The organism is Mycobacterium sp. 852014-50255_SCH5639931 (assembly GCF_001665605.1).
Lineage (GTDB): Bacteria > Actinomycetota > Actinomycetes > Mycobacteriales > Mycobacteriaceae > Mycobacterium > Mycobacterium paraffinicum.
In genome coordinates this window covers 129,195-152,842 of sequence record NZ_LZSV01000024.1, presented here as the reverse complement: position 1 = coordinate 152,842, position 23,648 = coordinate 129,195, and the positions used below count along the sequence as shown (strand labels likewise).

General features: G+C 67.8%; 20 protein-coding genes. 10 read left to right on the top strand and 10 right to left on the bottom strand.

The features are described 5' to 3' along the window. Positions 1 to 208: 208 nt before the first annotated feature. A complete protein-coding gene (locus A5758_RS14780) occupies positions 209 to 1,246 on the bottom strand; it encodes an alpha/beta hydrolase (RefSeq protein ID WP_067741101.1) in 1,038 nt (345 codons plus the stop codon). A gap of 195 nt (positions 1,247 to 1,441) precedes the next feature. On the opposite strand from A5758_RS14780, the gene A5758_RS14775 reads away from it, so the two are divergent. Further along, positions 1,442 to 2,287 carry an SDR family NAD(P)-dependent oxidoreductase gene (locus A5758_RS14775; RefSeq protein WP_067741098.1) on the top strand — a complete coding sequence of 282 codons (846 nt, stop codon included), beginning with the start codon at positions 1,442 to 1,444 and terminating at the stop codon, positions 2,285 to 2,287. A gap of 15 nt (positions 2,288 to 2,302) precedes the next feature. Here the strand turns inward: A5758_RS14775 and A5758_RS14770 are convergent, their stop codons facing one another. From A5758_RS14770 to A5758_RS14755, 4 genes are all read right to left on the bottom strand, one after another. Then, positions 2,303 to 2,824, bottom strand: a complete 522-nt coding sequence (locus tag A5758_RS14770; RefSeq protein ID WP_231987324.1) for an isoprenylcysteine carboxyl methyltransferase family protein — start codon at positions 2,822 to 2,824, stop codon at positions 2,303 to 2,305. Continuing rightward, positions 2,818 to 3,924 (bottom strand): type III polyketide synthase, encoded by a 1,107-nt coding sequence (locus tag A5758_RS14765; RefSeq protein WP_082939701.1) that lies wholly within the window; start codon positions 3,922 to 3,924, stop codon positions 2,818 to 2,820. Before A5758_RS14765 ends, A5758_RS14770 begins: the two co-directional genes overlap by 7 nt. Positions 3,925 to 4,047: 123 nt before the next feature. Further along, positions 4,048 to 6,282 carry a molybdopterin-dependent oxidoreductase gene (locus tag A5758_RS14760; protein WP_082939700.1) on the bottom strand — a complete coding sequence of 745 codons (2,235 nt, stop codon included), beginning with the start codon at positions 6,280 to 6,282 and terminating at the stop codon, positions 4,048 to 4,050. A gap of 48 nt (positions 6,283 to 6,330) precedes the next feature. After that, a complete protein-coding gene (locus A5758_RS14755; protein ID WP_067741095.1) occupies positions 6,331 to 6,756 on the bottom strand; it encodes a PPOX class F420-dependent oxidoreductase in 426 nt (141 codons plus the stop codon). Between the two features lie 184 nt (positions 6,757 to 6,940). On the opposite strand from A5758_RS14755, the gene A5758_RS14750 reads away from it, so the two are divergent. Continuing rightward, positions 6,941 to 7,123: a hypothetical protein gene (locus A5758_RS14750; protein WP_067209067.1), complete on the top strand. Its 183-nt coding sequence runs from the start codon at positions 6,941 to 6,943 to the stop codon at positions 7,121 to 7,123. Between the two features lie 13 nt (positions 7,124 to 7,136). Here A5758_RS14750 and A5758_RS14745 read toward each other — a convergent pair whose 3' ends face one another. Continuing rightward, positions 7,137 to 7,979, bottom strand: a complete 843-nt coding sequence (locus A5758_RS14745) for a transglutaminase family protein (RefSeq protein WP_067741092.1) — start codon at positions 7,977 to 7,979, stop codon at positions 7,137 to 7,139. A 76-nt stretch (positions 7,980 to 8,055) separates the two neighbouring features. On the opposite strand from A5758_RS14745, the gene A5758_RS14740 reads away from it, so the two are divergent. The 3 genes from A5758_RS14740 (at position 8,056) to A5758_RS14730 (ending at position 11,006) form a co-directional block, all read left to right on the top strand. Continuing rightward, entirely contained in the window at positions 8,056 to 8,505 is a 450-nt protein-coding gene (locus tag A5758_RS14740) for a nuclear transport factor 2 family protein (RefSeq protein ID WP_067741089.1), read from the top strand. A gap of 198 nt (positions 8,506 to 8,703) precedes the next feature. Beyond that, positions 8,704 to 10,095 carry a wax ester/triacylglycerol synthase family O-acyltransferase gene (locus A5758_RS14735; protein WP_067741086.1) on the top strand — a complete coding sequence of 464 codons (1,392 nt, stop codon included), beginning with the start codon at positions 8,704 to 8,706 and terminating at the stop codon, positions 10,093 to 10,095. 41 nt (positions 10,096 to 10,136) lie between these two features. Next, on the top strand, positions 10,137 to 11,006 hold the full coding sequence (locus A5758_RS14730) for an alpha/beta fold hydrolase (protein ID WP_197503947.1): 870 nt from the start codon (positions 10,137 to 10,139) through the stop codon (positions 11,004 to 11,006). Between the two features lie 51 nt (positions 11,007 to 11,057). On the opposite strand, the gene A5758_RS14725 is transcribed toward A5758_RS14730, so the two are convergent. Then, positions 11,058 to 11,534: a nuclear transport factor 2 family protein gene (locus A5758_RS14725; protein ID WP_067741083.1), complete on the bottom strand. Its 477-nt coding sequence runs from the start codon at positions 11,532 to 11,534 to the stop codon at positions 11,058 to 11,060. Between the two features lie 354 nt (positions 11,535 to 11,888). Between A5758_RS14725 and A5758_RS14720 the strand changes: the two genes are divergently transcribed. Beyond that, positions 11,889 to 16,376: a cation-translocating P-type ATPase gene (locus A5758_RS14720; protein ID WP_067741079.1), complete on the top strand. Its 4,488-nt coding sequence runs from the start codon at positions 11,889 to 11,891 to the stop codon at positions 16,374 to 16,376. 5 nt (positions 16,377 to 16,381) lie between these two features. Here A5758_RS14720 and A5758_RS14715 read toward each other — a convergent pair whose 3' ends face one another. The 3 genes from A5758_RS14715 to A5758_RS14705 form a co-directional block, all read right to left on the bottom strand. Beyond that, on the bottom strand, positions 16,382 to 16,975 hold the full coding sequence (locus A5758_RS14715) for a PaaI family thioesterase (RefSeq protein ID WP_067741318.1): 594 nt from the start codon (positions 16,973 to 16,975) through the stop codon (positions 16,382 to 16,384). Positions 16,976 to 17,075: 100 nt separating this feature from the next. Beyond that, entirely contained in the window at positions 17,076 to 17,876 is an 801-nt protein-coding gene (locus A5758_RS14710) for a mycofactocin-coupled SDR family oxidoreductase (RefSeq protein ID WP_067741076.1), read from the bottom strand. Further along, complete coding sequence (locus A5758_RS14705) at positions 17,873 to 19,483, bottom strand: flavin-containing monooxygenase (RefSeq protein ID WP_369816441.1); 1,611 nt, start codon at positions 19,481 to 19,483, stop codon at positions 17,873 to 17,875. The genes A5758_RS14710 and A5758_RS14705 overlap by 4 nt, the downstream gene beginning before the upstream one ends. 133 nt (positions 19,484 to 19,616) lie before the next feature. On the opposite strand from A5758_RS14705, the gene A5758_RS14700 reads away from it, so the two are divergent. The 4 genes from A5758_RS14700 to A5758_RS14685 all read left to right on the top strand — a co-directional run bounded on the left by A5758_RS14700 (position 19,617) and on the right by A5758_RS14685 (position 23,552). After that, on the top strand, positions 19,617 to 19,895 hold the full coding sequence (locus tag A5758_RS14700) for a 2Fe-2S iron-sulfur cluster binding domain-containing protein (protein ID WP_067209094.1): 279 nt from the start codon (positions 19,617 to 19,619) through the stop codon (positions 19,893 to 19,895). Positions 19,896 to 19,986: 91 nt separating this feature from the next. After that, positions 19,987 to 21,171, top strand: coding sequence for an acyl-CoA dehydrogenase family protein (locus A5758_RS14695; protein WP_067741074.1), 1,185 nt, complete (start codon positions 19,987 to 19,989; stop codon positions 21,169 to 21,171). 9 nt (positions 21,172 to 21,180) lie between these two features. Beyond that, positions 21,181 to 22,089: a biphenyl-2,3-diol 1,2-dioxygenase gene (bphC, locus tag A5758_RS14690; RefSeq protein ID WP_067741071.1), complete on the top strand. Its 909-nt coding sequence runs from the start codon at positions 21,181 to 21,183 to the stop codon at positions 22,087 to 22,089. Further along, complete coding sequence (locus A5758_RS14685; protein WP_067741068.1) at positions 22,086 to 23,552, top strand: FAD-dependent oxidoreductase; 1,467 nt, start codon at positions 22,086 to 22,088, stop codon at positions 23,550 to 23,552. The genes bphC and A5758_RS14685 overlap by 4 nt, the downstream gene beginning before the upstream one ends. Positions 23,553 to 23,648 lie beyond the last annotated feature (96 nt).

The window sequence follows — 23,648 nt, the reverse complement described above, 5'->3', positions numbered from 1 at the left end:
CCGCCGCAGTTGCCGCGGAGCGGCAGCGCGCCACAGCGGACGTTCCGCCCGGCGACGAGAGAGTGGGGTGCGGCTCGAGACGCCCCCGCCCGACTGGCAGGGGCAGCGTGAAATCATGTTGATGGAGCCCGAATCCGAGGGCATCAGTAGTGGACGCGCCTCGTCATCGCTGAATTAGCATGCGCCGCAGGCGCGTCCGAGGCTTCTGCTACCCCGCCGCCGCGGTGGCGTGCAAACTATAGCGCCACGACTCGCGCGCTGCGGTGACGTCCTTGATGAAATCCCCGATGTAGCGAATGGCCCGTCTGCCCTCGGGCAGGATGTCCGCCGCCAGCGGGAAGTCGTGGATCTGTCCGTCCCATAGGTGCAGATCGCACGGGATTCCGCTGGCTTCCAAGCGCTTTGCCATGAACTCGGCATCCGGAAGCAGCAACTCATCCGAGCTGGCGTGGATGGTCACCGGCGGCAACGACGAGAGATCGGCGTCGACAGGTGAGGCGACGGTGGAGTCGCCGCGCCCCTCCAAGAGCTGCGCCTGGCTGAGGTATTGAGCGAACATCGATAAAGCCCCGCGCGTGAACATCGAGCACTTGCGCGCGTTGCGGTGCTTCAGCTTTCGTGCCGGGTCGGCGTCGGTGAACGGTGAGATCGTCGCAATCCCCGCGGGTCTCATCAGCTCATTGCTGATGGCCAGCAGCGTGGTCATGAACGCGAGATATCCCCCGGCGGAATCGCCGGCTACCACTACCTGGTCACCGTCGAAGCCGCGATCCTGCAGCCAGCGAAGACCGCTCATTCCATCGTCGATCGCGTCGGTTAACTGATGCGTGGGCAGCTTTCGGTATCCGACCGTGAGCACGGCGGCGTCCGCGGCTTTCGAAAGGCGCGTCACCACGGAGCGATGCGTGTTGAGGCCGCAGGTCAGGAACGCACCGCCATGCAGATAGAGGATGGCCCGATCCGTCGACGCGCCGGGGGCGCAAACCCACTCGGCGGCACAATTTTCCAGCCGCACCGGTTCAATATCAGCTGCGATGCCCAGGCGCGGCGCCAAGCCCGCGAGTCCGTCGACGTATTCGAATGGCCAGCGCAGGTTCGGGGTGATTGCCCACGCGCGCACGGTGTTTTTCACGATCAGGCGGCTGGCCAACGAGACCGCGACCGCTTGCGGACTGTGGCGATGGTGGATTCGCCGCTTCATTGCGCGACTTGGCAATACGCGACGTGGATCGGCGGTGCTAACCATGCAATCCCTCCTACGTGGGCAGGGAGTACCCCTCCATGGCCCGGAAAAACTGCGGGTGAAGGTCGCACGAATGTTGGCTACATCACGGTTTATCGACGCGGGTGGCTGGGTACAAGGGACGTTTCCGGCGGCTTGCCGCCTCTGGGCCTGGCCGATTTCCGGCCGATCTCCGCCCGGTGGGCCAAGATATGAGCGATGAGTGACGAAACGCGCGCTGAGTCGCTGCTCGGCGGCCGGGTGGCGGTGGTGACGGGCGGTGGCGGCGGCATCGGCGCGGCCACCGCGCAGGTGTTCGCTCAGCATGGCGCACACGTGGTCATCGTCGATATCGACGGCGGACTTGCCGCGGGCACCGTCGATGACATCGCGGCCTCGGGTGGATCGGCCGTGGCGGTGGTCACCGACGTCCGTGATGCGGATGCGGTCGACGACCTGGCGCGATCGGTGTTGGACCGCTACGGCCGGGTGGACGTTCTGGTCAACAACGTGGGCCACTGGCTGCGCCATCCGGGAGATTTCGTCGACACCGACCCCCAGTTCTGGGACGAGCTGTACCGGATCAACCTGCACCACGTCTTCCTGGTCACCCACGCGTTCCTGCCGGCGATGGTGGCCCGGCGGGCCGGCGCGATCGTCAACGTTTCCTCCGTCGAGGGCCTGCGCGGCTACCCGGAGGACCCGGTCTATGCCGCTTTCAAGGCCGCCGTCATCCAGTTCACCCGCAGCCTTGCGGTGCAGGTGGGCGTGCATGGGGTGCGGGTCAACGCGATCGCCCCCGACGTCACCGAATCCCTCCAGGTGCCCTACTCGCAGTGGCTGTCGGCCGACGAGCAGACCCAGTGGCCGCAGTGGGTGCCGGTCGGCCGGATGGGCGTGCCCGAGGATCAGGCCCACGCCATCCTGTTTCTGGCCTCCGACTTGGCGGCCTTCGTCACCGGCCACACCATCCCGACCGACGGCGGTACCGGCGCGGCGGGCGGTTGGTTCCGCTCGTCGCGCCGGCCCGACCGCGAGTGGACGAATCGCCCCATCGCGCCCTGATCGCGCGGGCAGTCCTCAGACCAGGCCCAACGCGGCGTTCTCCGCCCGGATGCGCACCCTGAGCACGAGCGCGTTCGCGATGGTGAACACGGTTGCCGTCAGCCACGCCGAGTGAACCAGCGGCAGCGCCGCCACCTCCGCCGCGACCGCCGTGTAATTGGGGTGGCGCACCCACCGATAGAGCCCGTCGCGAACCAGCGGAGCATCCGGGATCACGATTAGCCTTGGGTTCCAACGCCTGCCGAGGACGCTCACGCAGCGCCATCGCACCACCGTGCTAAGCACCACGATCGCGAGCATGGGCCAGCCCAGCCACGGAATGAACGGCCGGCGGAGCGCCCAGGTTTCCACGACGCACGAAACCAGCAGCAGCGCATGCATGCTGACCATCGCCGGGTAGTGGTCCAGGCCGAACTCCTTGCCCCCGTGCGCGAGTGACCATTTGGTGTTTCGCTGCGCGACCGCCAGCTCGATCAGGCGTTCGCCGCCGATCGCCAGAATCAACAGGTAGTAGTACACGGCCTCGCCCCTCACCACTGCAGCAGCAGCAGCTCGAAGCTGAAGCCCGGACCCATCGCCAGCATGACCCCGAAGGTTCCTTCGGCCGGCGGCTCCGCGACGGTCCGGCGCAGCACGTCGAGCACGGATGCCGAGGAGATATTGCCGTTGTCGCGCATGGAGTTTCGGCTGTGGATCAACGCCTCCGGCGATAACGACAGTGTGTCCTCGATCGAGTCGAGGACTTTCGGGCCGCCGGGATGACACACCCAGGCAGAGACGTCCGCGAGCGACAAGCCGTGGTCGGAAAGGAAACCGTCGACCTCTTCCCGTAAGTAGGTGTCGGCCATCTTCGGCACGTCGCGCGACATCACCAGTTGAAACCCGCTCGATCCTACGTTCCAGCCCATGACGTCGACCGTCTCCGGAACCACGGCACTGCGGGTCCCGAGGATGCGCGGGGCTCGGCGGCCGTTGCGGCCCGGGGGAATTCGGTCGGCGCCCGTGGCGACCACGGCCGCGGCGCCGTCCCCGAACAACGACACACCGATGAGGGCGGGAATTGAGGTGTCGTCACGCTGCAGCGTGAGGGAACACAGCTCCACCGACAGGAGCACGGCCACGTGACCGGGGTAGCCATGCAGATAGTCGTGCACACGCGCCATCCCGGCGGCCCCGGCAACACAACCCAGGCCGAACAGCGGGACCCGTTTGACATTGGGCCGCAGCCCGATTCGGGTCATCAGCCGCGCGTCGATGGTGGGCACCGCGATGCCGGTGCTGGACACCATCACGATGGTGTCCACCTCGTGTGGTTCGATGTCCGCCTCGGCCAACGCCGAACGAATGGCGCGTTCGCCGAGGTCGACGGCGACCTCGAGATAGGCATCGTTCGCTTCGGTGAAGCCACTCAGCCGTGGGTAACGCGAGAGCGGCAGCGCGAGGCTGCGGTGATCGACCCCCGTCGTCTGCGCGAAGCGCATAAACCGCGGGTCGGCGAATTCGGTTAGCTCGCGGGCGACTTCGTCCTGGTCGTAGCGGTGCGAGGTGAAGGCCACCGCGGCGCCGGCGATGTGCGGCGCGCCGACGCCACGCTGGACGGCCCACGATGGGGATGTGAGATGCGATGTTGCAGTCATGCCTAATCCGACGACGGGCTCCGCTCAACGGTTCATCGGAGTGTCATCCAGGTGAGATGAACCACAGTCCTGCACTTAGGGTTAACCAAGCGAGAGGGAAGCCGGGGCAGCGGACCCACGCGCCTAGATTGTTTGCGCGGACCGGAATCGCGCTTGATCGTCGATGATCGTCACCGGGATGCCGTTGAGCGCGCCGTTGCCGGACGGCTCGTCGATAAACGTCGGCAGGGAAAGCACATTCGTGTTGGCGCCCGGGGAGCTGTTGGCCACCGCCATGCGGGTCCCCGGCTTGCCATGGCCCCAGCCGTGCGGCATCGACACCACCCCGGGTTTGATCGCGTCGGTGACCTCGACCGGCACTTTGATTTCCCCGGCGGCCGATTTCACGGTGACGACATCGCCGTCCTCGATGCCGCAGCGGGCCGCGTCATCGAGGTGAATCAGCAAAGTGCACCGGTCCTTTCCCTTCATCAGCGCCGGCACGTTGTGCAGCCAGGTGTTATTCGAGCGCAGGTGTCGGCGGCTCACCAGAACGAGCGGCTCGGCCGGTCGTTCCATCCGGGCGGCCAGCCTGGGCAGGTCGTCGAGCAGGTATTGCGGGGCGAGCCGGATCTTCTTGTCGGGGGTGCCCAGGATGTCCGGCAGCTGCGGGACCATCGGGCCGAAGTCGATGCCGTTCGGATTGGCCTTCAGTAGGTCCAGCGTGAGCCCGCCCGGGTTTTTCCCGTACTGGTCCCCGAAGGGTCCGGTTCGCAGCGTGAGGTCCAGCATGCGCTCGGGGCCGCCCCGGTCGTAGAGCTTGCGGATCTCCGCCCCGTCGACGCCGCGGGTGAAAGCCAGGTAATCGAAGAAGCCGTCGTCGATGGCCGTGACATCGACATCTTCGGCCGGCGTGCCAGTGCACAGGCCGGTCAGCCGGATCAGGATCTCCCATTCGTGTGGGCGATCCCCCGGATCGAACACCGGCGCCGAGTAATTCGCGATGCTGTGGATCGCAAAAAGCAGGATCAGGTCGTCGTGGTGGGGTTGTTCAAGCGGGGATAGGCCCGGCAAGATCACATCGGCGTGCCGCGTCGTCTCGTTGAGCCAAAGGTCAACGGAGATCATCGCTTCCAGCATCGGCAGGACTTCGTCGAGCTTGTCGCCGCCGGGGGTGGACAACACCGGGTTGCCGGCGACGGTGATGAGGGCCTTGAGCTGTCCTTCGCCCGGGGTGGCGATCTCTTCGGCCATGCAGGACACCGGCGCCTGGCCGAGCACTTCCTTTGCCCCGCGCACGCGGGTGTGCCAGCGGCCGAATTCCGGGAGGCCGCCTTCCAGGCCGGGCAGCGGTTGCGTGGTGATCGACCAGGCCGCCGGCTTGGGGAACATCGCTCCCCCGGCAACGTCGAAATGGCCGGTCAAGATGTTGATGACGTCGACCAGCCAGCTGGCGAGGCTGCCAAACTCCTGATTGCACAGACCGATTCGGCCGTACACCACCGCCTTTTCGGTGCCGGCGAGCTCGCGGGCCAAGAGCCGGATGCGGTCCTCGTCGATGCCGGTGACGGCGCTGACCCGGTCCGGCGGCCACTCCGCGGCGACCCGGCGCATCGTGTCAACACCGTCGACGTGTGGCGCGGGATCGATCAGGCCCTCGTCAAACAGCGTGTGCGCCACGGCCAGCAGCAGCGCGGCATCGGTCCCGGGCACGATGGGAAGCCACTCGTCGGCGCGCGCCGCGGTCTGCGTGCGCACCGGGTCGATCACGATCACCTTGCCGCGCTTGCGGATCCGGTCGATCAGACCCATCACATCGGGCGCAGCCAGCAAGGAACCTTGCGACGCGGCGGGGTTGGCGCCCATGATCACCATCAGGTCGGTGCGTTCGATGTCGGGCACCGGGAAGTTCCACCAAAGGCCGTACATCAGGTGCGACGACAGGTTTTTGGGCCACTGGTCGACCGTCCCCGGTGAATACGTGATCGGCATGCCGGACATGCCCATCAGCACACCCGCGTACCGGGCCAGTGAAAACGAGTGCGCCAGCGGGTTGCCGGTGTAGGCGGTGACCGCCCCGATTCCATACTTCTCGATCACCGGCGTCAGCAATTCGGTGCAGCGGCGGAACGCGGCGTCCCAGCTGACCTCCTGCCACTGGCCGTCGACCTTGATCATGGGCCGGCGGATGCGGTCCGGGTCGTCGTGGAGCGCCGCAAGTGAGACGCCCTTGGGGCAGATGTGTCCGCGGCTCCACACGTCGTCGCGGTTTCCCCGGATGCTGGTGACCCTGCCACCGTCGACCTGAATCTCCAAGCCGCACATGGCTTCACACAGGGGGCAGGTGCGCAGATGCCTGCCGTCTTCGCCCGTCGTCACCCACCCACTGTATTCCGCTACCGACCGTCGCGGAAGTGGCGATCCGGGTCAGGACGCCCAGGGGCCGATGCCGCCGGCCTTTTCGATGCGGATGCGGGTCAGGAACCCGGGCGGCGCGCCGTCCGGCGGGAATTTCATGTTCGGGTCCCCGAGGATCGGGTTGAGCTCCTCGAGAAGCTCGGGCGCGCCGCCCTCGACGATTCGTGCCGTGCCGGTGATCGAGAGGTACGGCCGCATCCCCGCGCTCGGCTCGTCGAGCGACACGATGGTGACGGCCACCCGCGGGTCGTTACGGACATTGCGAACCTTCTTGTGGGCGGCGAGGTGCGCGGTGACGAGTTCGTCTCCGTCGGGCGTCGACTGCAGAGCGACCCAGACCAGGCTGACCTGGGGGCTGCCGTCGGGGTTGAGGGTGACCAGGGTGGCGTCGGCACCCTTGCCGATCAGATCGCGGGCGGCGTCGTTCAGTTTCATGCGTGATGTGACGGCCCCGGGCCGGGATTCATTCCCGTGTGCGGAATAAGCATGAACGGATGGCGGGTTGGTGGTGCGTGGGGCGTCCCTTGAAACACATTTGAGTTTGACCAGTCAGCTGTACAAGCGCGACGCCCCGGCCCTAGCGTCGACGCAGTAGGTCTTCGGGAAGGGAGCTGGCGCGTTGAGCGACCAACGCCACCCGTCGGGCATCGATTATCTGCGAGATGAAGTCCTCAGCCGACTGGACGCGCAACCGTTCGAGGACTGGTCCCCCGCCCTGCTGCGGGCCCTGATCGCCGTCTTCGATCTCAATGGCGTGACACCGGCCGCCCCACAAGGCTTCCGGCCCCACATCGTGAGGTGACTTCTCAGAGCCGCTACCAAAGGGTCACCAGTTGATCGACCGAATCCTTGGGTAGCTCTCCGTCCACCACCGCGGTGACCGTCGCGTAGTTCAACGTGATGGCACCCTTGTGGTTGTCCAGGAACGCCGTGTCGGCGGCATCACGACCGGTGGCGATCCGCACCATCGACTGCCGCGGCGACAGGCACGTCGCGTCGACCACACGCCAGGCGCCGTCGACGAATGCCTCGGCCACCGCGTGGAAATCCATCGGCTGACATCCCGGCGCGTAGACCGCCACCAGCCGGGCGGGGACGTTCAGCGCGCGCAGCAATGCGATCACCAGGTGGGCGTAGTCACGGCACACCCCGGCGCCCGCCAGCAACGTGTCGGTGGCCCCGTCGATCGGATCACTGGAGCCGGGAACGTAATTCAGGCGCGTACCCACCCACGACGAGACCCTTTCGAGCAGCATCTCCGAGGTCGCATACTGCTGGAATTCTGTGGCGGCGAAGCCGAAGAATTTGTCGGCCTCCGCGTACCGGCTCGGGCGCAGATAGGTGATCAAGTCGATGTCGCGCACCGGCGGGGGCTCAGCTTGTCCGACCACCGTTGCAGAGTACGAAAGCGTGACGGTCCCGGTTTCGACCTCGATGGAATGGATCCTGGTGCCGTGCTCACCGACGATCTCGCGCGGCTGAATTGGCTTGCCGTCCAAGGTGATCGCCAGCGACTCGCTGACGTCGATACCCGGCTGCTGGGCCACCGTGACCTGGAATTCCAGGGTCGTCGGCGCCGTCACCTCGACTTCGATGTCGGCGCCGACGACACGTGTGAGATCGCTTGTTGTAATGACCGCCCCCTGCTTGCTCGCCACCTGCCTACGCTAGTCATCCAACACAAAGACCCGGCGATACGCAGCGCGAGAGCGCTCCTGGCGAGGAGTCACGACGGTGGAGACGTGGGAACTGGTCGCCCGTGAGCGAATCCGCGAGACGTTGGCGCGATACAACTGGTCCGGTGACGCGGGCCGCCTCGAGGGTCTTGCGGAGACCTTCTGCCCAGACGGCGTCCTCGAGATACGCGGATTCGAGCCGTTGCGCGGCCGATCCGCGATCATCACCTTCCTCGGCGGCATCACCGGGAACGTCGCCGCCGGCACCCGCGTCAAGCCCGTCGTCCGGCACAACCTCACCAACGTGCTGTTCACCGCGCTCGATGCCGATCAGGCGCAGGTCTCGTCGTACTTCACCGTGCTCACCAACATCGGCCTCGACCATTTCGGTCGTTATCGCGACACCCTGGTGCCCCACGGTGACGCCTGGCTGATCAAGCATCGCAAGGTGTCGACCGACTGGGCGGCGCCCGGGTCGACCATGGCAGGGCAGTCTCGCGGCGACTGAGTCCTGCGCCGAGATGAACGTCGGTGGCAATTTCGTTGAATGTCTTGCTCAAATGTTTGCCGCAGACCGCTCAACGGCTACAGATAGGAATCACACCTAGAGATTGCAGTCAACCGTGATTGCGTTCCCCGGTGGGGCCCGGGTTGAGCGCAGGTCACGTGACCAGCGGTCATGGCTGCACAATCGAGACGAGCGAAAATGCAACGACTGAGTGGATTAGACGCGTTCTTTCTGTACCTGGAATCCCCGAAGCAGCCGTTGAATGTTTGCTGCGTGTTGGAGCTGGACCCCGGTGACTTGCCCGGGGGCTACACCTTCGGCCGATTTCGCGAGGCGCTGTCGGCGCGGGTGGACGCGGTGCCGGAATTCCGCCTCAAGCTGGCCGACAACCAGCTGAACTTCGACCACCCGGTCTGGGTGGACGACGACGGTTTCGACCTGGCGCGGCATCTCCACCGGGTGGCCCTGCCGGCGCCCGGGGGATCCCGGGAGTTAGCGGAGATCTGCGGGCACGTCGCCGGGCTTGCGCTGGACCGTGATCGCCCGCTGTGGGAGATGTGGGTGATCGAGGGCCTGCACGGCGACGCGCTGTCGGTCGTCCTCAAGGCCCACCACGCCGTGATCGACGGGATCGGCGGGGCCAACCTGATGGCCCAGTTGTGCAGCACCGCGCCTGACGCCCCGGCGCCCGAACCCGCCGCCCGCGCGGGCGCGGCGCATCCCCTTCAGATCGCGGCGTCCGGCCTCATCGGGGCCGCGTTGCGGCCGTGGCGCCTTGCCAAAGTGGTGCCGGCAACCGCCCTGACGCTGGCGCAAACGATGCTCCGCGCCAGCGGCGGCGGGCACACGATGGCAGCCCCCTTCGCAGCGCCGCCCACGGCGTTCAACGGTCCGTTCACCCGGCGCCGAAACGTCGCCTTGACGACGCTTGACCTCGAGGACCTCAAGAAAGTCAAGAACAGGTTCGGAGTCACGATCAATGATGTGGTGACGGCGCTGTGCGCGGGGGCGCTTCGACAGTTCTTCTTGGACCGCAACGAACTATCGGACAGCCCGATGGTGGCCAGCGTGCCGGTCTCGGTGCGGGGCAAATCCGACCGGCCGGGCCGCAACCAGACCACCTGGATGCTCTGCCGGCTCGAAACCCACATCGACGATCCGGCCGAACGGCTGAGCAGCATCGCGCAGAGCAATGCCGCGGCCAAGGACCATGCCGCCGCCATGGGTTCCAGCCTGCTGCAGGACTGGACGCAGGTGGCCGGCCAGACCATGTTCGGCGCCGCGATGAAGCTGCTGCCCCGTATCCCGCTGCCCGACAAGCCGCCGCACAACCTGGTGCTGTCCAACGTGCCCGGGCCGCAGGAACAGCTCTACTTCATGGGCTGCCGGGTCGACGCCATGTATCCGCTCGGCCCGATCATCGCCGGTGCCGGACTCAACGTCACCGTCATGTCGCTCCACGGCCGACTCGGCGTCGGCCTCATCTCCTGCCCCGACCTGGTTGCCGACCTCTGGGACCTCGCCGATGCGTTTCCCGCGGCGCTCAAAGAGCTGCTCAATTGCAGCGAGCCCAGGCACGACCAGGCCTGAGCCACCAACCCTGTAGGGCCACGCCGCCGTGGCATGGCAAGGTGACACCCGTGGCAGACACCGTTACGCAGCAGGACCTGCGCGAAATCAGCACTCCCAAGGGCGCTTTGCGCTACTACGACAGCGGCCCGGAATCCGCTCCGGTGTTGCTGTTCCTGCACGGCTCGGGACCGGGCGTCACAGGGTGGCGCAACTTCCGCGGCATACTGCCCGCGTTCGCCGAGCGGTTCCGCTGCCTGATCCTGGAGTTCCCCGGCTTCGGCGTCAGCGACGATTTCGGCGGCCACCCGATGGTCACCGCCTTCGGCACCGTGTCACCGTTCCTGGACGCGCTCGGTGTCCAGCGGGTGCACATTGTCGGGAACTCGATGGGTGGCGGCGTCGGCATCAACTTCGCCACCCACAACGCGGACCGCGTCCACCGGTTGGTGACCATCGGCGGCATCGGGACCAACATCTTCAGCCCGAGCCCCAGCGAGGGCATCCGGCTGCTGCAGGAGTTCGTCGAGGACCCAACCCGCCAGCGGCTGGTGGACTGGCTCAAGTCGATGGTCTACGACCAGGCGCTGATCACCGAGGAACTCGTCGAGGAACGCTGGGAGCTGGCCACCGACCCGGCCACGCTGGCCGCCGCGCGCCGCATGTACGGGAAGGCGGCCTTCGCCGCCATGAACGCCGCGATGGCCGCCTCCGACCGCCCGCTGCCATGGGCCGTCATGCACAAGTTGACCGCGCCCACCCTGCTGACATGGGGACGCGACGATCGGGTAAGCCCGCCGGACATGGCGCTCATCCCGATGCGCACCATCCCCAACGCGGAGCTGCACATCTTCCCCAACTCCGGCCACTGGGCGATGATCGAAGCCCGGGAGGCGTTCGAGAGCACCGTGCTGGCGTTTCTCTCGCGCTAGTGGATTCGCGAGCGCGGCTTAGCCGGGCGAAGCGGGTCGCCACCATCAGGACTAGACCGACCCGGCCAGGCCTCTGCTCAACAGGTCGTGCGCGTCGGGATTGCCGTCCAGGACACGGGTGGTACGGACGTCGATCCGCCACTGACCGTCGATCCGCCGCAGCGTGAAGTGGTTTGCGGCGCAACGCCATACGCGATAACCCTCTCCGTCGCGAACCAGGACCAAGGACTCGCACACCGCCACTGCCGAGTCGCCGGTGACCGTGACGACGCAGGGCCCGAGAAAGTGGCCGCATCCCTTCGCCACCAGGTTCTGGTGGGCCGACGAGCTCACCATGGCGTGCACCTCCGCCCGGCCCTCCATGCGCCAGCCGTCGACGTCGTAGATTCCGTCGTGCGCCCACAACCGCGCGGCCGCATCGGGATCCCCTGCGTCGACCGCCGGACCGTACGAGGCGATCAGCCGCGCGATATCGCGTTCGTCCTCGAGCCGGCGCAGCCGAGCCGCCAACTCGTCGAGGTCGGTCATGGTTGCTCCTCATCGTCGGGATCGCGGCAGCGGACACTACCAGCCCCCCACACGCTAGGGCGGACGGCTTGAGCATCAAGGGCTGACGGGCTTCAATCCGTAGCGGGGTAACCGCAACGGCCCATGGGGGTTTGCTCAATCTATGAATCAGGCGACCCGAACATTTTGATCGAAACCCCCTAACAGCCGCGATCACTATTTACATGTTCTTTACGCGGATCCATCTCAAGTTGCTGGCCCCTTGACCGCGGGTTAGGTTGGTCGGGTTTGCAGTCGCGGCCAGCGTCGGTCGGCGGCCTTCCTCGCGGAAAACCGCGAAGCATCCATTCGTCACGTGCGTGAAAGGGGTTGCGCGTGCGACAGCTTTCACCTCTGCGGGTGGTGTCGACGGGACTCGGGGCCGCCGCGGGACTAGGCGACGCGGTCGGCAGGCTGGCGACCGCCGGCCTCGACGTTGTCGCGCTGCCGGTCCGGGTGGGCGCACAGGTGCTCTCGGGTGAGCTCTCCCGCTCCACGCTGACCCGGCGGTGCGGCCGCGGCGACGGTCGGGTGTGGATCGAGGTGCGCGGCCTCGACGGCACGGACGGTGCGGCACGTGGGCGCGCCGCCGTTGATGCGCTGCGGGCACAGCCCGGCGTCACGCAGGTCAGCCTGAACCGTCCGCTGTCGCGGGTGGTCGTCGAGATCGACGACGGCGTGTCGCTCGACGCGCTCTTCTCCGCGCTCGACGACGCCGAACGTGCCTGCGGTGTAAGCGATTCCACGCGTGCCGACAGCTTGCCCGGTGACGGGCTGCTGTTGGCCACCCGCGGCGCGATGGTGGCCGTCAACGCGGCCGGGTTCGCGGTCGCGGTCGCGGGCCGGGCGTTGCGGATGCCGGCGGCCCCGATCGCCGTCGAGGCCGTGTCGGCGATCGCGAATCATCAACCGTGGCTGCGTCGCCTGGTCGAGGGCGGGATCGGCCCCGGTGCAACGGACACCGCGTTGTCGGTGTTCAGCACCGCCGCGCATGTTGTCACGCTGTCGCCGGCGAAGCTCTCAGTCGACCTGGCGATGCAGGCGTTCAAGGCCGCCGAGTGCCGGGCCGCGGCGCGGGCGTGGGCCCGTTATGAGCCGGAGTTGGCCCGGCATGCCGACGAGTCGGAGCTGCACCGTTCCCTGCGCCCGGTTCCCGCACCGGCCGGTCCTATCGAACGCCATGGGAAGCGCGTGGCGTGGGTGCAGATGATCGGCGTCAGCCTGACCGGGGGCATCACCCGCAACGTCACCATGGCGTCGAACGCGGCGCTGGCGGCCTCGCCGAAGGCGATGCGCACCACGCATGAGGCGTTCGCGGCCACGCTCGGGCGAGGCTTGGCAGACCGGCACGCGGTGCTTCCGCTGCGGCCGGAAAGTCTGCGCCGGCTCGACAAGGTAGATGCACTGCTGATCGATCCGCGAGTGCTCTGTGGCGCTCAGATGCGCGTGGTCCGCGTCCGCGGCGCGCGCGACGACGACTTGCCGACGGCTTGGGCCGCTGCGCAGGAGCTGCTCGACGACGGCCCGGCCCCGGGCTGGCACCGGATTTCCGCGACCTCCAACGACGAAGTCGATGGCGGCGGGGCGGTAGAGGCGCTCATCGCTCCGGCCCCACACCCTCTCGCGTCGGCGTTGATCACCCGCGCGCGCGACTCCGGTGCGCGCCTGGTGTCCGTTGACACCGACCTGCTCGGTGACCTGCGTCCCGCCTTCGATGACGTCCACGCGGTTGGCGGCGGCGACATCGAAGGCGCGCTCGCCGATGCGGTGTCCGCGCTGCAACGGGACGGGCATACCGTTGCTGTTCTGTCTTCATTTGGCGCGCAAGCCCTTTCGGGCGCCGACGTGGCGCTGGGGATAAGGCCGGACGCGGATGCTCCGCCGCCCTGGACTGCCGACCTGATGCTCGACGACCTGGCCGGAGCGTGGCGGGTGCTGCATGCGTTACCGGCGGCCAGGAGGGCGAGCCAGCAGGGCATCGCGATCTCAGTGGGCGCATCGGCGCTGGGCGCGTTGTTCATGGTGCCCGGGGTCCGCCGGTTGCGCGGGCCCGGCCCGGTGACCGTCGGCGCCGTCGCGGGGCTGCTGTCGGGATACTTGTTGGCGCTCGGCACGATTCGCACGCCCGTGCCCCGGCCCGCGCCCGCGTTCGAGTGGCACGCGATGTCGCCAGAGCGGGTCCGCGAAGTGCTGGCGGCGCTAGGCGATCCCGACAACCTTTCTACCGCGCCGGATTCCGCGCAAGACGGCGCACGGTTCCCCGCCGCGGCGTGGGAATTCGCCAGGGCCGCCGTCGCCGAGCTGACCGGTGACCCGTTGACGCCAATCCTCGGATTGTGTTCGGCGGCCACCGCGGTGTTGGGGTCACCGACCGACGCGGTGCTGGTCGGCACCGTGCTGACCGGGAACGCGCTGCTGTCGACCGCCCAACAGCTTCGGGCCGAGAACCGGCTGAACCGCCTGCTCGCTCAGCAGACCCCACCGGCCCGCGTGGTCACCCAGGGGCCCGACGCCGCGCGCGGCTACCGCGAAGTTGTCATCGAGCAGCTGCGGCCCGGCGACGTGATCGAGGTACGCAGCGACGAGGTGGTGCCCGCCGACGCTCGGGTGATCGACGCACACGACCTCGAGGTCGACGAATCGTCGCTGACCGGTGAATCCCTGTCGGTCCAGAAGCAGGTCGAGGCCACGCCCGGGGCCGAACTGGCCGAGCGACGCTGCATGATCTACGCCGGTACCACCGTGGTGGCCGGCACCGCGGTCGCGCTGGTCACCGCCGTCGGGGCCGACACCCAGAGCCGCCGCGCGGCCGAACTGGCGTCCGGTGAACTGCCGACCGTCGGACTGCACCATCAACTCAGCCAGCTGATGCGCCGGGCGTTCCCCTTCAGCGCGGGCGGCGGCATCCTGGTCGGCGCGCTCGGCCTGCTGCGGGCCGGCGGTCTGCGCCAAGCCCTCAGCAGCGCCATCGCGGTCGCCGTGGCGGCCGTCCCCGAGGGCATGCCCCTGATGGCCACGCTCGCCCAATCCGCGTCGGCGCAGCGGCTGGGCGAATGCGGGGCGCTGGTGCGGGTGCCGCGCGCGGCCGAGGCGCTTGGTCGTGTCGAGGTGGTCTGCTTCGACAAGACCGGGACGCTGAGCGAGAACCGTCTTCGCGTCGCCGAGGTGCACGCGTTCGCGGGCCATTCCCGCGATGATGTCCTGAGGGGCGCCGCCCAGGCCGCACCGGCGGACGACGGCAATCCCCACGTCCACGCCACCGACGAGGCCATCATCAAGGCGGCGGACGCGGTGGCGGGGTCCGGTTCACGACCCGAGCCCGACGCGCACCTGCCGTTCCGGTCCGGCCGGGCGTTTTCGGCCTCGGTGACGGGCACGCAGTTGACCGTGAAGGGCGCACCGGAAGTGGTCTTGGCGGCGTGCCGGGAAGCCGGCGCGGAGGTGGAGGACGCGGTAGCGGCCCTGACGACGGCCGGGCTGCGGACCATCGCGGTGGCCCAACGACGCCTGAGCGCGGCACAGGCGGCAGCGTTGCGGCAAGACCCCGACAGCATCACCGGATTGTGCGAGACGGGATTGACGCTCACAGGATTCCTGGGCCTCTCGGACACCCCGCGCCCCCAGGCGCCACAGTTGCTGGCCGACCTGGCCGCCCGAGGCGTGGCCATCCGGCTGATCACCGGCGACCATCCCGTAACCGCCACCGCCATAGCACGCGAACTGGGGGTGTCGGTGAGCGCCGACCAAGTGATCACCGGGTCCGAATGGAACGCGCTGTCACGCCACGATCAGCAGCGCGCGGTCTCCGAGCGGGTGATCTTCGCCCGGATGTCACCGGAAAACAAGGTGCAGGTCGTCCAGACGCTCGAGCGCGGCGGGCGGGTGTGCGCCATGGTCGGCGACGGCGCCAACGACGCCGCCGCGATCCGGGCCGCAAGCGTCGGCGTCGGTGTGGTCGCCCGCGGCAGCGACTCCGCCCACACGACCGCCGACCTCGTCCTCACCGACGGCCGCATCGAGACGCTGACGGCCGCCATCGACGAGGGACGCCGACTGTGGCGCGGCGTCCAGGCGGCCGTGGCCGGCCTGCTCGGCGGCAACGCCGGCGAGGTCATCTTCTCGGTCATCGGGACGGCCCTCACCGGCACGTCGCCGCTGAACACCCGGCAGTTGCTTCTGATCAACATGCTCACCGACGCGTTGCCCGCGACCGCGGTCGCCGTCAGCACGCCCGCCGGGCCGGTGCAACGCGTCGGCCGCGGCATCGACGAACTCGCGCTACGGCGAACCGTCGTCGCGCGGGGGGCGCTCACCGCCACCGCCGCCACGACGGCCTGGGTGATGGCCTCGGTCACCGGGCTACCGCAGCGGGCATCCACTGTCGCGCTGATCTCATTGGTCGGCGTCGAGCTCGGCCAGACCGTGGTCGACTCCCACGCGCCCCTGGTGCTACTCACCGCCGCCGGCTCCTTCGCAGCATTCACCGCGATGATCAGCACCCCGGGAATCAGCCAACTCCTGGGCTGCACACCGGTCGGCCCCTTGGGCTGGACGCAGGGGCTGGGCACCGCCGCGGCCGCCGTCCTCGCCGTCGCCGCCACCAACCGGTTGCGGTTGGGCGGCCGGGACGAAGAGTCACCACTCACCGATGACCCGCAACTCGACGAGCCCGCCGAGGCTGCCCCACCACCACCGCAGCACAGCGGATCCCGGGCGCCGCATACCGCGGTCCTGACGGCTCCCGCGAAGACCGCGCGTGCGCTGAAATTGGTGGACCAACACCAACATCGGATTTCGGCAGACGCCGTCACCGATCGCCCGTGAATCCCTCAGTCACGGTCACCGCGCGGCGTTATGAACACGCCTTCCGCGGCGACCGTGATTCCTTGGCTACCGGTGATCTGCCCCTTCGCAAAGGTTTTCACGCCCTCGACGCGGTCGACCCACGCTTCTACCCGCACCAGACCTAACGGAGTCCCCCGGACATAGCGCAGCGTGAGCGTGCCGGTGTAGGCCGGTCGGCCGGGTTGGTGCGCGGTCGCGCCCAGGACATGGTCGAGGACCAAAGCGCACACTCCGCCATGGACATGTCCCGGAGGCCCTTCGTAAGCGGCGCCCAGTGTGATTTCCGTCCATACGGCACCACCGGCGTCGCGGTGAATTACCAGCGGAGGTGCGACCGGGTTGCGTGCGCCAATCATGACGTTGCCGGAGGTCACGGGTTGGCCGTCGAACGGATGGCGAACACCGAATGAGCCCGGCATGAGGCTTTCGCTCAATTGCTCTACCGCGCAATCAATGTGCGTCTTCGCCGCCGCAACGGTACCGGCGCCGGCCTCGGTGCGGATGGTCGCCTCAATCAGTCGGCGAACGGACCGGGCGAGCGGTTCATACGCCGGTGCGCCGCTGCCCTCGTCTCCCATCATCCCCACCATCCCTTGCTGCGCGAAGTGCGCGGCCCGCGCGAGCACGGTTGATCGCGCCACCCCCACGAGCGTGGTGACCGTTTATCCGGTCGCGTGCTCATGTCGCCTTCTGCGAGAGGCCGGCGTCTACGACGAGCTGGGTGCCCGTGATGTAGCGGGCCTCCTCGGAGGCCAGGAACACCACCGCATTGGCGACGTCGACGGGCTCTACCCACGGCACCGGCAACAGGTTGCGCGCCCGCAGCACCTCCGCGGCATCCGCGGCGGTCGGGTTTTCGAGATCCGGGCGTAAGCGCCGAAACGTCGTGTCGTTGAGAACCATCGGGGTCGCGACCGGCCCGGGATGAACAGTGTTGACCCGGATGCCGGAAGGCCCGAGCTCGTTCGCCAGGGTGCGCGCCAGCCCCACCACCGCGTGCTTGCTCGCGGTGTAATGCGCGGTATTTGGCGTCCCGCGAAGACCATTGGTCGAACTGACGATCACGATGGCGCCACCCTCGCCCATGCGCGGTACGCCGGCTTTGACCGTGTGCCATACGCCGGTCAGGTTGATGTCGAGCGTGCGATGCCAGTCCTGGGGGTCAAGTTCCCATGTCCGCCCGCCGGCAAGATGAATTCCGGCATTCGCGACGACGATGTCGAGTCGCCCCAGTGCCGCGACGCCGTTGGCTACGGCGCTCGATACAGCCTCCAAGTCGCTCACGTCGGCAACGCCCATCACGCAGCGTCGACCGCGGCTTTCGACATCCCTTGCAGTGTCGAGCAACTCGTCGCTCGTCGCGGCGGCATCGAGCGCGATCACATTTGCGCCCTCGTCGGCGAAGCGCTGACAATGCACCCGTCCCGTGCCCTTGGCGGCGCCGGTGACCAACACTACCTTGCCAAGCAGTCTTTTCATCGCGGCATCTTAACCAGATCGAAGCCCGGGTAACCGGCCCTGGCCACCTCGTCGCAGATGTCGTTATAGGTCGCGAAGCCGCCGACGAATAACATGAATCCCCTTGGCTTTCCAGGCACGTTGGCGCCCATGTACCAGGACTCCGCCTTGGTGAACAGCGTGGCCCCGGCGAGTCGGGCGCATTCGGCTCCCCAGCCGTCGACGGCATCGCGGGTCGCTTCGATCGCGGCCAACCCGTGGTCATCGAGGTAAGCAATTGTTGCGGCGGTCCAATTGACCTGCGCCTCGGCATGCAGCACCATGTTCGCCAGCACTGCGGGCGCCCCGGGACCGGAGATCAGGAACAGGTTGGGAAATCCGTCGACGCCCAGCCCCAGGTAGGTGCGCGGTCCCTGGGCCCAGTCGTCCCGCAAGCGATGACCGCCGCGTCCGATGATGTCGATCTTGGCCAACGCACCGGTGAGGGCGTCGAAACCCGTTGCCAGCACGATCATGTCGACGTCGTAGTGCGCGCGAGCGGTTCTGATCCCGGTGGTGTCGACGGATTCGATCGGTGTGTCGCGCACGCTGATGAGCGACACGTTCGGCCGGTTGAAGGTGCTGAAGTAGTTGCTGTCGGTGCAGATCCGCTTCGTACCGATCGGGTGATCATTGGGAATAAGCAGGTCCGCCAGCGCGGGGTCGTCGATGACCGCGCGCACCTTCTCCACGTAGAACTGTCGGGCCTCGTCGTTGGCCGCCAAGTCTGTCATCTGGTCGGGGAACGTCTTTGAGAACAGCACGCCGCCCAGCTGCCAACGCTTATTGAACGCCGCGCGACGTTCGTCCGGTGTGAACTCCATCGTCGGCTTCGGCGCCGTAATGTGTGGTGACCCGCCGCTGCTGCGCCACGAGAGCCGCCGCCGTTCTGCGTAGTTCGCCTTGATATCGTCGAGTTCCCGTTGGCTCAGCGGCTTGTTGCCGGCCGGGACACTGTAGTTGGGCGTGCGCTGGAAGACAAAGAGATGCTTGGCGCGTTCGGCGATGATCGGAATCGATTGAATGCCAGACGAACCGGTGCCGATAACGGCGACCCGCTTTCCCGCAAAATTGACGAGCTGCTGTGGCCACGCGGCGGTGTGGTAGATCTCGCCCGCGAACGAATCGAGGCCGTGGAAGTTCGGCGTCAGAGCGGCTGACAGCGGGCCCGTCGCCATCAGGCAGAACCGGGCGGACAGCACGTCATCGCCGTCGGTGGTAACCACCCAGCGCAGCGTGGTTTCGTCGAGCGCCGAGGCGACGACGCGGCTGCGGAATGTGATGTCGCGGCGCAGGTCGAGTTTGTCGGCCACCCAGTTCAGGTACGCGAGGATCTCCGGCTGGGCGGCGTACTTCTCGGTCCAGTTCCACTCTTGCTGCAGTTCATCTGAGAACGAATAGCAGTAATCGACGCTTTCGACGTCACAGCGCGCCCCCGGGTATCGGTTGTAGTACCAGGTGCCTCCCAGCTCGGGCGCCGCCTCCAGGACCCGCACGGACAGTCCCTGACTGCGGAGCTTGTGCAGGGCGTAGAGGCCGGCGAACCCGGCGCCGACCACGACAACGTCGACCAGCTCCGCGCTACCCACAGGCAGGGACGGTATGTCCTGCCAGCTCGACCGCCGGGGCCGGTTCCCGGTCACCGGACACTGCCGTGACGTTGTCCCGGCCATCGGGCGCGCACGTTGGCGGGCACGTTCTCGGAGGCAGACGATCCCCCGCATGGCGGAGGTTGCGCGGCTGGAGGTCGACGTGCGTGGTCGGCGTCACCGGCTTCGTTGGCCACCCGATCAGACGCTCGTCGACGTGTTGCTCGGTGCGGGCATTGATGTGCCCCACTCGTGCCGGGAGGGCCGCTGCGGGTCCTGTGTGGCGACGGTCGTCGAGGGCGAGGTCGACACGATCGTGAACGACATCCTCGAGCCAGGCGACAGGCTGGACGGACTGATCCTGGCGTGCCAGGCCCGGCCCGTGAGCGCCGCATTGTGCATTGAATTCTGAGCGCTTTTGCTTCCGCTCATCGGGAAGGGCTTCGGCTGAGGCACGAACTGCGGTAGACCATTACTAAGCCCCAGACGTAAAGGACACCAACATGAGCGAACGGGTACTCGACCGGGTCGTGGCGATGGCGGACCAGTTGCGCGACCAGGCCCCCGAGGCCGAGCGGATCGGCCGGCTCACCGATGACACGGTCAAGCAGATGAAGGGCGCCGGCCTGATCCGGCTGCTGCAAACCAAGCAATATCAGGGATTCGAGGTCCATCCCCGCGAGTTCGCCGAGACGACGATGGCGACCGCGGCGCTGGACCCGGCGGCCGGCTGGATTGTCGGCGTGGTCGGCGTGCACCCCTACCAGTTGGCCTACGCCGACCCGAGGGTCGCCGCCGAAATCTGGGCCGACGACGTCGACACGTGGATGGCCTCGCCGTACGCCCCGCAGGGGGTGGCCAAACCCGTCGACGGCGGCTACCTCTTCAACGGCCGCTGGCAGTTCAGCTCGGGCACCGACCACTGCGACTGGATCATCCTGGGCGCGATGCTGGGCGACGACAAGGGCATTCCGATCATGCCGCCGCAGATGCTGCATATGATCCTGCCGCGCAAGGACTACGAGATCGTCGAGGACTCGTGGAACGTGGTGGGGCTGCGTGGAACCGGCTCCAAGGACGTCATCGTCAAGGATGCGTTCGTCCCGTCCTACCGGACGATGGACGCGACGAAGGTGATGGACGGCACCGCCCAGCGCGAGGCCGGCATGACCGAGCCGCTGTATCTGATGCCGTGGTCGACGATGTTCCCGCTGGGCATCTCGGCGGCGACGATCGGCATCGCCGAGGGGGCCCTGGCCGCACACCTGGACTACCAGCGCGAGCGCGTCGGCGCCACCGGCACCGCGATCAAGGACGACCCCTACGTCATGTTCGCCATCGGCGAGGCGGCCGCCGACATCAACGCCGCACGCCAGGAACTGCTGGCCAACGCCGACCGCATCTACGACATGGTCGCCGCAGGCAAGGAGGTGTCGTTCGCCGACCGCGCGGCCGGTCGACGCACCCAGATCCGTGCGGTGTGGCGCGCGGTGGCGGCGGTCGACGAGATCTTCGCCCGCTCGGGCGGCAACGCGGCCCGGATGGACAAGCCGCTGCAACGGTATTGGCGCGATGTCCATGTCGGCCAGCTGCACGCCATCCACATGCCGGGCACGACCTATCACGCGTCGGCGCTGAGTTCGCTGGGTATCGATCCGCCCGAGGGCCCACTGCGGGCTTTGATCTAGGAGAACACGTTGACCGACCTGAAAAGCCTGGGCTACATCACCATTTCGACGAACGACATCGACCGCTGGCGACAATTCGCCTTCGGTGTCCTGGGTTTCGCCGAGGGCAAGGGTCCCGACCCCGAGGCGCTGTACCTGCGGATGGACGAGCGCGCCGCCCGGCTCATCGTGGTGCCCGGTGAGACCGACCGGGTGTTGACCGTCGGCTGGGAGGTCCGTGACCGCCCGGCGCTGCAACGGGTCAAGGCGACCCTGGACGCCGCGGGGACCCCGTTCAAGCAACTGTCCGCCGACGAGGCCGAGGCCCGCCGCGTGGAAGAGGTGATCACGTTCGAGGACCCGGCCGGCACCACGCTCGAGGTCTTCCATGGCGCGGTGCTCGACCACAGCCCCGTCGTCACCCCGTTCGGCGCGAAATTCGTCACCGGCGATCAGGGCATGGGCCATGTGGTGGTGCCGGCGATGGACCCGGGCGGGCTGTTCGACTTCTACACCGAGGTGCTGGGTTTCCGCGCCCGCGGCGCGTTCCGGGTGCCGCTGCCGAAAGAGTTTGGGCCCGTGCGGGTTCGCTTCCTGGGCATCAACGAACGCCACCACAGCCTGGCGATCGTGCCTGCCGCACATCAGCGCGACCCGCGCCTGGTGCACATCATGGTGGAGGTCGACAGCCTGGACGCCGTCGGCCAGGCTCTGGACCGCGTGAACGCCGAGGGCTTCCAGCTGTCCTCCACGCTGGGCCGGCACACCAATGACAAGATGGTGTCGTTCTACGTCCGCGCGCCCGGCGACTGGGACATCGAGTTCGGTACCGACGGCATGCGCGTCGACGAAACCTATTACACCGCAGAGGAAATCACCGCCGACAGCTACTGGGGCCACCAGTGGATCGGCGAAATGCCCGCGGCCATGCGGCTATGACGCCGGATACCGAGGTCACGCCGGTCCCGGCCGCATCAATCACGTCGTGGGATGACGAGGCCGACGTGGTCATAGCCGGCTACGGGGTGGCCGGCGCCGCCGCGGCGGTGGAGGCGGCACGCTCCGGCGCCGACGTGCTGGTGTTGGAACGCACCGGGTCCTGGGGCGGGGCGGCGGCGATGGCCGGCGGGTTCATCTACCTCGGCGGGGGCACGCCCTTGCAAAAGGCTTGTGGCTTCGACGATTCCGTCGATAACATGGCGGCTTTTCTCAACGTCGCGATGGGGCCCGGCGCCGACGAGAAGCGGATCGGCGACTACTGCGCCGGCAGCGTCGCCCACTTCGACTGGCTGGTCGGCTGCGGCGTTCCGTTCAAAGCGGAGTTCTTTTCCGAGCCCGGCTGGGAACCGATGGGTGACCAGGGCCTGATGTACAGCGGCGGCGAAAACGCGTACCCCTTCAACACGATCGCCTCCCCCGCCCCGCGGGGGCACGTCCCGCAGATGTCGAACAAGAAGCAGGGCGAAGCCAGCGCGGGTTACATGCTGATGAAGCCGCTCGTCGAGACGGCCACCGCCGCCGGCGCACGCGCACTCTACGACGTGCGGGTCCAACGCCTCATCGTGGAAGCGGACGGCAGGGTGGTCGGGATCCGCGCGCGCCAGTACGGCAACGACATCGCGGTCCGTGCCCGCACGGGCGTGGTGCTTGCGACCGGCAGCTTCGCCTACAACGACGCGATGGTGGCCCGTTACGCCCCGCGAATCGCGGGCCGCCCGGCCGCATCCATCGAGCAGCACGACGGACAGGCGATCCGCATGGCCCAGGCGTTGGGCGCCGACCTGGCGCACATGGACGCCACCGAGGTCGCGATCTTCATCGACCCCCAGCAGCTGGTGCGCGGCATCCTGGTCAACGGCCGCGGCCAGCGCTACGTCGCCGAGGACACCTACCCGGGCCGCATCGGCCAGCTCACGCTCTACCAGCAGGACAACATCGCGTTCCTGATCATCGACGACGACGCCCAGCAAGAGGCGATGGCGTCGTGGTCCCCGAAATTCATGCTGCGCCCGGCGACCTGGGTGGCCGACAGCGTCGCCGACCTGGAACGCGACATGGGCCTGGCGCCGGGATCCCTGCAGGCGACCGTCGCGGCCTACAACGAGGGCGCCGCCCGGGGCGAGGACCCGCTGCTGCACAAGAAGCCGGAGTGGTTGAAGCCCATCGGTTCTCCGGTCGGCGCCATCGACTTGCGGGAGAACACCGGCGGTTTCACCCTGGGCGGCCTGGCCACCACGCTGGACGCCGAGGTGCTCCACGTCAGCGGAGATCCCATCCCCGGTCTCTTCGCCGCCGGGCGCTGCACCGCCGGACTGGCCGCGTGGGGCTACGCCAGCGGTATCTCGCTCGGTGACGGCAGCTTCTACGGCCGCCGCGCGGGCCGGTCCGCGGCCAAGGGCTGAGCCCAGCCGCATACCTCACCGCCGCCGCCACACAGCCCCACGCCCCCGACGCCCCGGGCCGCTACGCGTGACAAGCGCCATACCGGTGTGCTAGGA

Bases quoted from the DNA above. Each gene is read 5' to 3' on its own strand.
- A5758_RS14780 (WP_067741101.1), bottom strand. From the start codon at position 1,246: ATGGTTAGCACCGCCGATCCACGTCGCGTATTGCCAAGTCGCGCAATG.
- A5758_RS14775 (WP_067741098.1), top strand. From the start codon at position 1,442: ATGAGTGACGAAACGCGCGCTGAGTCGCTGCTCGGCGGCCGGGTGGCG.
- A5758_RS14765 (WP_082939701.1), bottom strand. From the start codon at position 3,924: ATGACTGCAACATCGCATCTCACATCCCCATCGTGGGCCGTCCAGCGT.
- A5758_RS14755 (WP_067741095.1), bottom strand. From the start codon at position 6,756: ATGAAACTGAACGACGCCGCCCGCGATCTGATCGGCAAGGGTGCCGAC.
- A5758_RS14735 (WP_067741086.1), top strand. From the start codon at position 8,704: ATGCAACGACTGAGTGGATTAGACGCGTTCTTTCTGTACCTGGAATCC.
- A5758_RS14725 (WP_067741083.1), bottom strand. From the start codon at position 11,534: ATGACCGACCTCGACGAGTTGGCGGCTCGGCTGCGCCGGCTCGAGGAC.
- A5758_RS14715 (WP_067741318.1), bottom strand. From the start codon at position 16,975: ATGGGAGACGAGGGCAGCGGCGCACCGGCGTATGAACCGCTCGCCCGG.
- A5758_RS14710 (WP_067741076.1), bottom strand. From the start codon at position 17,876: ATGAAAAGACTGCTTGGCAAGGTAGTGTTGGTCACCGGCGCCGCCAAG.
- A5758_RS14700 (WP_067209094.1), top strand. From the start codon at position 19,617: ATGGCGGAGGTTGCGCGGCTGGAGGTCGACGTGCGTGGTCGGCGTCAC.
- A5758_RS14695 (WP_067741074.1), top strand. From the start codon at position 19,987: ATGAGCGAACGGGTACTCGACCGGGTCGTGGCGATGGCGGACCAGTTG.
- A5758_RS14685 (WP_067741068.1), top strand. From the start codon at position 22,086: ATGACGCCGGATACCGAGGTCACGCCGGTCCCGGCCGCATCAATCACG.